The sequence below is a fragment of the Bacillota bacterium genome (assembly GCA_036504675.1).
Taxonomy (GTDB): Bacteria; Bacillota; Sulfobacillia; order JAJYWN01; family JAJZPE01; genus DASXUT01.
On sequence record DASXUT010000189.1, the window covers coordinates 1 to 8,028 of the forward strand.

Below are 8,028 nucleotides of genomic sequence, written 5' to 3' on the forward strand. Positions count from 1 at the left end.
CGTCGTTCGCTTCTTGATGCAGACCATCAAGCAGGACGGCACAGTGGTCCAGGAAGGGATTCACACGATGATGATGAAGCGGCGGGGGTGAGAAGAAGGCCGCTGAAACACGGGCCCTGGAGAGTGCCCCCTACTGCGCCGACAGTAGGGGGCATCTTTCCTTATGAATCCGCTCGCAGGCCGGACCCGCTTTCCGGTCGGTCGGCCGCCGGTTTAAGAAAACCTTAAGGAAGAAGCGACTGGCCGCTTAAGGGCTGTCGTGTAAACTAACCGCAGTTAGGGCTGAGACCGTGGACTGCGGGGGGAAAACGATGGTGCGGGTCCGAAGGAAGAGGTTCGTCTTCACGTTGTTGATGGTCGCGATCATCGCGGCGGGCCCGGGCCGCATGTTCTTCCACCCCGGAGCCGGGACCGGGTGGGCGGGCATCGTCGGCCGGGGGCCGCTTTTCTCTTCCCTGGCCGCGGAGGCCGGGCCAGAGGAGATCGAGCGTGAATCACAGGCCATCGCCCGGCTGATCGCCGATCGTCAGAACCCGCGACCGGGGGCCAAGGCCGACGGACTGGTCTGGCCGACGCCGGGGTACACAGAGGTGACGTCGGTCTTCGGCCCGAGGCGGCATCCCATCCTCGGGGTGTCTGTGGACCACGAGGGCGCGGACATTGCCGCCCCGGCCCGGGCCGCCGTCGCCGCCTGCGGCGCGGGCAGAGTCATCGCGGTCACTCGTCTCGAGGCATACGGACTGATCATCGTGGTCGACCATGGGGCCGGGTTGGCCACCGTCTATGCCCATCTCTCGGCCGCCTCAGTCAAAGAGGGGGACGCGGTGGAGCGTGGTGACCGCATCGGACTGGTCGGCTCCTCCGGGCAGGTTACCGGCCCTCACCTGCACCTCGAAGTACGCCGTGACGGCGAGCCAGTTGATCCAATGACGTATGTGCGACCCGCCAAGGAATGACTGAAGAACCATCGAGCGCCGGTGAGTGCCAGGAGTTGCCGCCGTTGTCACGCCGCCGCCTGGGAGGATTCCTGGACGGCCTTCTAGAAGGGGCTCCCGGCCTTGACCACACCAATGGCTGCCGAGCCGAAACGCAGGTGGGATGATGATGAACGCCGCGAGCATCCTGGTCGTCGATGATGAGAAAGAGATCGCCGACCTCATTGCCATTCACCTGCAAAGCGAAGGGTATCAAGTCTTTATGGCCGGTTCGGGTGAACAGGCCCTGCAGGTTCTCAGGGAGCACGACGTCCAGCTGATCATCCTCGACATCATGATGCCCGGCATGGACGGGCTGGAGATGTGCCGGAGGGTCCGCGAGGTCAGGAATACGCCGATTCTGATGCTCAGCGCCAGAGCCGAGGACGTGGACAAGATCCTGGGACTCAAGACCGGGGCCGACGACTACATGGCCAAACCGTTCAATCCCCTTGAACTCGTGGCCAGGGTCAGGGCCCAACTTCGGAGGTATCTCAGCCTCAACCCCGATCGAGCCTGGCGTGACTCCGAGGACATCCTGCGGGCCGGCGGCCTCGAGATCAACCGGGCCAAGCGAACGATCACCGTCGGGGAGCGTCGGGCCAACCTGACCCCCACCGAGTACGAAATCCTCCTCCTCCTGGCCGGCCACCCCGGACGGGTGTTCAGCTCGGAGGAGATCTACGAGCGGGTCTGGCAGGAGCGCTACCTTCACTCGAACAACACGGTCATGGTTCACATCAGGAAGATCAGGGAGAAGATCGAGGATGACCCGCGGCATCCCACGCTTGTGACCACCGTTTGGGGGGTGGGCTACCGACTTGAGGCGTAGATGGCTGGGAAACAAGGCCCTGAGGTTGAGCCTCGTCATTCTGGCCAGCGGCTTGGCCGCCTTCCTGGGGCTGCAGTTGCTTACCGCCGCTTCGGGCAGCTTCGGCGCCCTCTTCAGCGGACTCGGCGGGCTGCTCTTCCTTACCCTGCGGCAGTCTCTGCTCCGGCCGGCCGTCGCCTACCTGACCGGTTTCGGGCTGTTCCTGACCTTCTTCCTGGTCCTCAGCCCGGGCCTCAGGGACATGTGGCTGCGCAGCATCAGATGGAAATTCGTCCTGGCCTTCGTGGCCAGCGCCCTCGCCGCCCTGGCCGGTGAGCAGGTGGTCCTTCTGGTCGCCTACGCCCTGCGGAGGATGCCCCTGTTCGGCGATTTGCTCCACGCCCTCAAGGACGGGGTGGGGACCCTTCCCGTCGCCCTGGTCACCGGACTCGGGCTCTTCCTGGTCCTCTTCTTCCTCCTCAGCCGGGGCACCGTTCGCCAGATAGAAGAGCTCAACGAGGCGGTCAACCAGATCGCCCGGGGCCGCTTCGAGGTCCAGGTTCCCGAAAGGACCCAGGACGAGTTGGGCCAGCTTGCCCACAACCTGACCCTGATGTCCAGACAGCTGAAGACCTCGATCGAGCAGGAACGGGATGCCGCCAGGGCCAAGAACGAACTGATTACCAGCGTTTCTCACGACCTCCGGACCCCGCTCACCTCGGTCCTCGGGTATCTCGACCTAATCGACGGCGATCACTACGTGGACGAGGTCGAGCTGCGGCACTACGTGGCCATCGCCCATGCCAAGGGCAGGCAGCTCAAGAGGCTGGTGGATCAACTCTTCGAGTACACCCGGACGAGCAGCGGGGGGATCGGTGCCAGACTGACCACTGTCAATCTGGGTGAACTCATGGAGCAGTTGGCCGAGGAATTCGTGCCGGCGCTGCTCTCCGCGGGGATGCATTACCGACTGGTCGTTCCGGCGGACAAGGTCAGCGCCGCCGTCGACCCGGACCTCATGGTCAGGGTCCTCGAGAACCTGATCAGCAACGCCATCCGATACGGCGGCGACGGCCGCCAGGTCGACCTGGAGCTCAGCCTGGATGGCGACCAGCGGGTGCTCAAGGTGGCCAACCACGGACCGAGGATCCCCGAGGCCGACCTGCCGCATCTTTTCGAGACCTTCTACCGGGTCGAGAAGTCGCGCTCGGCCGAGACCGGCGGCGCCGGTCTGGGCCTGGCGATCGCCAAGAACATCATCGATCTCCACCACGGGACGATCACCGCCTACAACGAGCCCAATCGGACGGTCTTTGAGATCCGCCTGCCGGGGCCGCCAGTGGGTGCCTAAAGCGCTGCCGCGGGACCCCGCCCCGTGACCGGTCGCGGGTCGCTATTCCGCCGGTGAAGACACGCCCCCTATGCTTGCCGCATAGGGGGCTTTTTGTGGGAGGCCCACCCGGCTTGGGGGCAAGCGGAATATCCAACGGCCGGGCCGAATAGGGTTGGAATATTAGGCAACTCAAGGCAATTCGGACGTCGGTCTGACGACTGACCTCGGCGCCGAGCGGCTGGAGGGTGACGCCGTGATCGAGTTCCGCCAGGTCCACAAGTACTTCGGCCCAAACCACGTCCTCAAGGGCATCGACCTGACCATCCCGACCAACGAGAAGCTGGTCATCATCGGGCCCAGCGGGTCGGGGAAGTCGACCCTCATCCGTTGCATCAACCAGCTCGAGCGGGTCTCGAGCGGGCATGTCTTGGTCGACGGACAGGACGTCACCGCCCCGCGCGCCCCGCTGAACCGCATCCGCCAGGACATCGGAATGGTCTTCCAGCTCTTCAACCTCTATCCCCACAAGACCGTGCTGGAGAACGTCACCCTGGCCCCGGTTCAGGTCAAGCGGGTGGCCAAGGGCGAGGCCGAGGAGACCGCCCGGTACTACCTCAAGCGGGTCGGGCTCAGCCACAAGGCGGCCGCCTACCCGGGGCAGTTGTCGGGCGGGCAACAGCAGCGGGTGGCCATCGCCCGGGCCCTGGCGATGAAGCCGCGCTACATGCTCTTCGACGAGCCGACCTCGGCCCTCGACCCGGAGATGATCGGCGAGGTCCTCGACGTCATGATCGACCTGGCCAAAGAGGGCATGACGATGGTCGTCGTGACCCACGAGATGGGCTTCGCCAAGGAGGTTGCCGACCGCGTCATCCTCCTCGACAACGGCGAAATCATCGAGGGAGGGCCGCCCGGGCAGGTCCTCGACAACCCACGGAACGAGCGGACCAAGGGCTTCTTGAGCAAGGTGCTTCATTGAGGCGTTCCGGGGCCTACGCCGCTGTCCCATGGCCGGCGCGGTGGCAGGCTGCGCGGCCCGACCGGCGAGGCCCTTGACGATTCGAGACAGGGGGGTTGAGTCGATGAGGCGACGGTCGTGGGTTCTCTTTCTGGTCCTCATGCTCGTGTCCGCGCTCGTCCTGTCCCTGGCCGGTTGCGCCCCCAAGGCCAAGACGCCGAACATCACCAAAATAAAGCAACGCGGGGCCCTCAAGGTCGGCGTGAAGGCCGACGTCATCGGGTTCGGCTTCAAGAACCCGGCGACTAACCTGTTCGAGGGCCTGGAGATCGACATCGCCAAGCGGATCGCCAAGGAGATGCTGGGGGACGAGAAGAAGGTCGAGTTCACCGGGGTGACGGCCAAGACGCGTCAGGGCCTCCTGGACAACGGGGAGATCGACATCGTCCTGGCCACCTTCACCATTACCGAAGAGCGCAAGAAGCTGGTCGACTTCAGCCCGGTTTACTATGTTGACGGAATCCGCCTTCTGGTCAAGAAGGACTCGGGCATCACCGGCCTCAAGGACATGGATGGGAAGACCATCGGAGTGGCCAAGGCGGCCGACACTCAGCAGCGATTAGAGGCCAAGGCCGCCCCGCTGAAGGTCAAGCCGAGGTTCCAGGCCTATGAGACCTACCCGGAGATCCTGGCCGCCCTGCAGGCCGGCCGGGTTCAGGCCTTCTCGACCGACGCCGCCATCCTCAAGTACTATGAGCAGTCCGACCAGACCACCAAGATCCTCCCCGACCGCTACAGCGACGAGGAGTACGGGGCGGCCACCAAGAAGGGCAACGACGACCTGAGGGACTTCGTGGCCAAGGTGATCGACCAGATGATCAGTTCCGGGGACATGAAGGTCCTGCAAGAGAAGTGGGGGCTGACCAACAAGTAGGGGTGAGCGAAGGCCGAATGGGCGGGGCCGAACCCGGCGGGCGGGCCGGCCCCGCCCAAGACGGGCCGGCCCCGCGCCAATGGTCGACCGCGACCACCATCCGGCGATGCCGACGGGGGTGATTGGCCGCCATGCTCGGACCTCAGGCCTGGCTGACCCTCTTCCACGACTGGCGGATCTTCGCCGGCGGCCTGGGCCAGACGGTGATGGCCTCACTGATGGGCCTGGCTCTGGCCATGGCCCTGGGGACCTTCATGGGCGTCCTCGGGGTCATCCCGGTCAAGCCGTTGCGCTGGCTGAACCGCGGATACGTGGAATTCTTCCAGAACACGCCCCTAGTCACCCAGATGTTCTTCTACTACTACGGCCTGCCGCGGCTGGGCCTGACCCTGCCGGTCCTGTCCGTCGGCGTCATCGGGCTGGGCGTCTACACCGGGGCCTACATCGCCGAGGCCGTCCGGGCCGGCATCCAGTCGATCCACCGCGGCCAGCTCGAGGCGGCCTACAGCCAGGGCTTCACCTACGGCCAGGCGATGCGGCATATCGTCCTGCCCCAGGCCTTTCGGGTGATCATGCCGCCCCTGACCAACCAGTTCGTCAACCTGATCAAGAACTCTTCTGTCCTCTCGCTTATCGCCGGTTACGACATAATGTACCAGGCTGATACATGGTCGGCCTATAACCTGTACTACGCGGTGGCCTACGTCACCGCCGCCGGCCTGTACCTCCTGCTCACCCTGCCCACGGCCTACCTGGCCAGGCGGCTCGAGCGGCGGATGCACGCCACCTGGGGGGCGGCCGCATGACCCTCAAGGGCTTCGCCGATCTCTTCCGACCGGAGAACATCCGCTTCCTCGGTTACGGCCTGGCCACCACCCTCGAGATGGCCATCCTGACCATCCTGATGAGCTTCGTCTTCGGGCTCGGGCTGGCCATCGCCAGGTACAGCGGGGACCGCTACCGGCACACCCGCTGGGGTCGGGGCATCGGGCTGGCGGCCTTCATCTATATCGAGGCCATCCGCAACCTACCGATGCTTCTGATCATGCTCGGCACCTACCTTCTCACCAAACAACCGGCCCTCCGCTCGGCGGTCATCGGGATGACCGTCTTCACCAGCGCGGTGATGGCCGAGATCATCCGCGGCGGGCTGATCTCGATCGACCGCGGCCAATGGGAGGCGGCCACCGCCCAGGGCTTCAGTTACCAACTGATCCTTCAACACATCGTCCTCCCGCAGGCCCTGCGGCGGATGATCCCGCCCATCGTCAGCCAGTTCATCACCGTCGTCAAGGACACCGCCTTCGCCTGGGCCCTCGGGGTCGAGGAGATCACCGGCAAGGGGACGATCATCTTCGCCAAATACGTCAACCCACTGGAGACCTTCTTCACCATCGCCGTGGTCTACTTCATCGTCAACTACATGATGAGCCAGGCGGCCCGGGCGATTGAACGGAAGCTGGCGGTGAGGACGTTCTGAGCTGGGTGGCGAGGACATCCGCCGGCGCAGTGGGGTCACTCCGACACAACAAAGTTGCTTGAGATGATGCCCCCGGACCACGTCCGGGGGTCTATAATTGAAGAAGCGGTCGTTGACCGGCCGGCGACCAAGGGAGTACGCTGCATACATGGAGACAAAGATCTGGCCTATCACCGGGAGACTGACGGCGGCCAACCGCTGGGATCACGTCCTGGCCCGTTGCGGCTACCGCCGCGGCGACCATCGGGTCAGGCCGGGGCTCTATGCCCTGGGCCGCCCGACCCCGGAGTCGCCGGTCTTCGTCACCGCCAACTACACGTTGAGTTTTGACGCCCTCCGTTCGGCCCTTGCCGGTCGCGACGCCTACATCCTGGCCCTTGACACCAAGGGGATCAACGTTTGGTGCGCCGCGGGGAAAGGGACCTTCGGCACGGTCGAGTTGATCCGCCGGGTCAAGGTGACCCGGCTGGCCGAGGTCGTCTCCCACCGGACCATCATCCTGCCGCAACTCGGCGCGGCCGGCGTGTCGGCCCAGGCGATCGAGAACCGCCTCGGCTTCAGGGTCGAGTACGGGCCGGTCAGGGCCGGGGACCTGCCGGAGTATCTCAAGACCCATCAGGCCACACCGGAGATGCGTCGGGTGACCTTCACCCTGGCCGAGCGAGCGGTCCTGATCCCGGTGGAAGTCCTCCACCTGGGCATGCCGCTGTTGACCCTGGCCGCCCTCGGGTTCTTCGGGGTCCTGCCGTTGGTGGCCTTCGGCGGGGTGGCCGCCCTCCTAGCCGGTGCGGCCGTCTTCCCGATCCTTCTCCCCTGGCTGCCGAGCAAGGATTACAGCGTCAAGGGATGGCTCCTTGGGCTGGTCGCCGTCGCCCCCTTCGCTTACGCCGGCGCGGCCGCCGCCGTCAACCGCGGCGGGCCGTGGTGGGCCTGGCTGGAGCCGCTCGCGCTGATGCTGGGCCTGCCGGCGATAACCGCCTACCTGTCCCTGAACTTCACCGGGGCCACTCCCTGGACCTCGAAGACCGGGGTCAAGAAGGAGATCGCCCGTTACGTCCCGATCATGATCGGCTTGGCCGCTTCCGGCGTCCTGGCCCTGGGTCTGGGGATCGCCCTCAACCTGATCAAAGCGAGGTGACCGTCCATGCTCTCCTGCTATGAAGAGACCACCCTCCGCTATGACCCGGACCTGTGCAGCGGTTGCGAGATGTGCGTCACCGTCTGCCCCCACGGCGTCTTCGCCTTCGACGGCCACCGGGCCCGGTTGGTCAAACCCAAGGCCTGCATGGAGTGCGGGGCCTGCCAGCTCAACTGCCCGAGCGAGGCGATCACCGTCGAGGCCGGCGTCGGCTGCGCCCAGGCCCATATCAACGCCATCCTGACCGGGAAGAAACCCACCTGTGGCTGCGATAGCGGGGACTGCAACTGCTGAGCGGCCGGCGGGGCGAGGATGAGGACGGCGGAAGACAGTTGGGGCACCGGAGGCACGGGAGGAAACGGGCGGATGCCTGAGAAACGCGCAAGGCCCCGGACTGATG

General features: G+C 65.3%; 9 protein-coding genes. All 9 read left to right on the forward strand.

Annotated elements, in window-relative coordinates:
• The first annotated feature begins 311 nt into the window (after positions 1 to 311).
• The 9 genes from VGL40_14745 to hgcB all read left to right on the forward strand — a co-directional run bounded on the left by VGL40_14745 (position 312) and on the right by hgcB (position 7,922).
• Positions 312 to 956: a M23 family metallopeptidase gene (locus VGL40_14745; GenBank protein ID HEY3316519.1), complete on the forward strand. Its 645-nt coding sequence runs from the start codon at positions 312 to 314 to the stop codon at positions 954 to 956.
• 148 nt (positions 957 to 1,104) lie between these two features.
• Positions 1,105 to 1,806, forward strand: coding sequence for a response regulator transcription factor (locus VGL40_14750; protein ID HEY3316520.1), 702 nt, complete (start codon positions 1,105 to 1,107; stop codon positions 1,804 to 1,806).
• Positions 1,807 to 1,831: 25 nt separating this feature from the next.
• Complete coding sequence (locus VGL40_14755) at positions 1,832 to 3,136, forward strand: ATP-binding protein (GenBank protein ID HEY3316521.1); 1,305 nt, start codon at positions 1,832 to 1,834, stop codon at positions 3,134 to 3,136.
• A gap of 235 nt (positions 3,137 to 3,371) precedes the next feature.
• A complete protein-coding gene (locus tag VGL40_14760) occupies positions 3,372 to 4,097 on the forward strand; it encodes an amino acid ABC transporter ATP-binding protein (GenBank protein HEY3316522.1) in 726 nt (241 codons plus the stop codon).
• A gap of 103 nt (positions 4,098 to 4,200) precedes the next feature.
• A complete protein-coding gene (locus VGL40_14765; GenBank protein HEY3316523.1) occupies positions 4,201 to 5,010 on the forward strand; it encodes a transporter substrate-binding domain-containing protein in 810 nt (269 codons plus the stop codon).
• Between the two features lie 131 nt (positions 5,011 to 5,141).
• Positions 5,142 to 5,816, forward strand: a complete 675-nt coding sequence (locus VGL40_14770; GenBank protein HEY3316524.1) for an amino acid ABC transporter permease — start codon at positions 5,142 to 5,144, stop codon at positions 5,814 to 5,816.
• A complete protein-coding gene (locus VGL40_14775; GenBank protein HEY3316525.1) occupies positions 5,813 to 6,490 on the forward strand; it encodes an amino acid ABC transporter permease in 678 nt (225 codons plus the stop codon). Before VGL40_14770 ends, VGL40_14775 begins: the two co-directional genes overlap by 4 nt.
• Positions 6,491 to 6,638: 148 nt before the next feature.
• Positions 6,639 to 7,628, forward strand: a complete 990-nt coding sequence (gene hgcA / locus VGL40_14780) for a mercury methylation corrinoid protein HgcA (GenBank protein ID HEY3316526.1) — start codon at positions 6,639 to 6,641, stop codon at positions 7,626 to 7,628.
• Positions 7,629 to 7,634: 6 nt separating this feature from the next.
• Positions 7,635 to 7,922 (forward strand): mercury methylation ferredoxin HgcB, encoded by a 288-nt coding sequence (gene hgcB / locus VGL40_14785; GenBank protein HEY3316527.1) that lies wholly within the window; start codon positions 7,635 to 7,637, stop codon positions 7,920 to 7,922.
• The last annotated feature ends 106 nt before the right edge of the window (positions 7,923 to 8,028 follow it).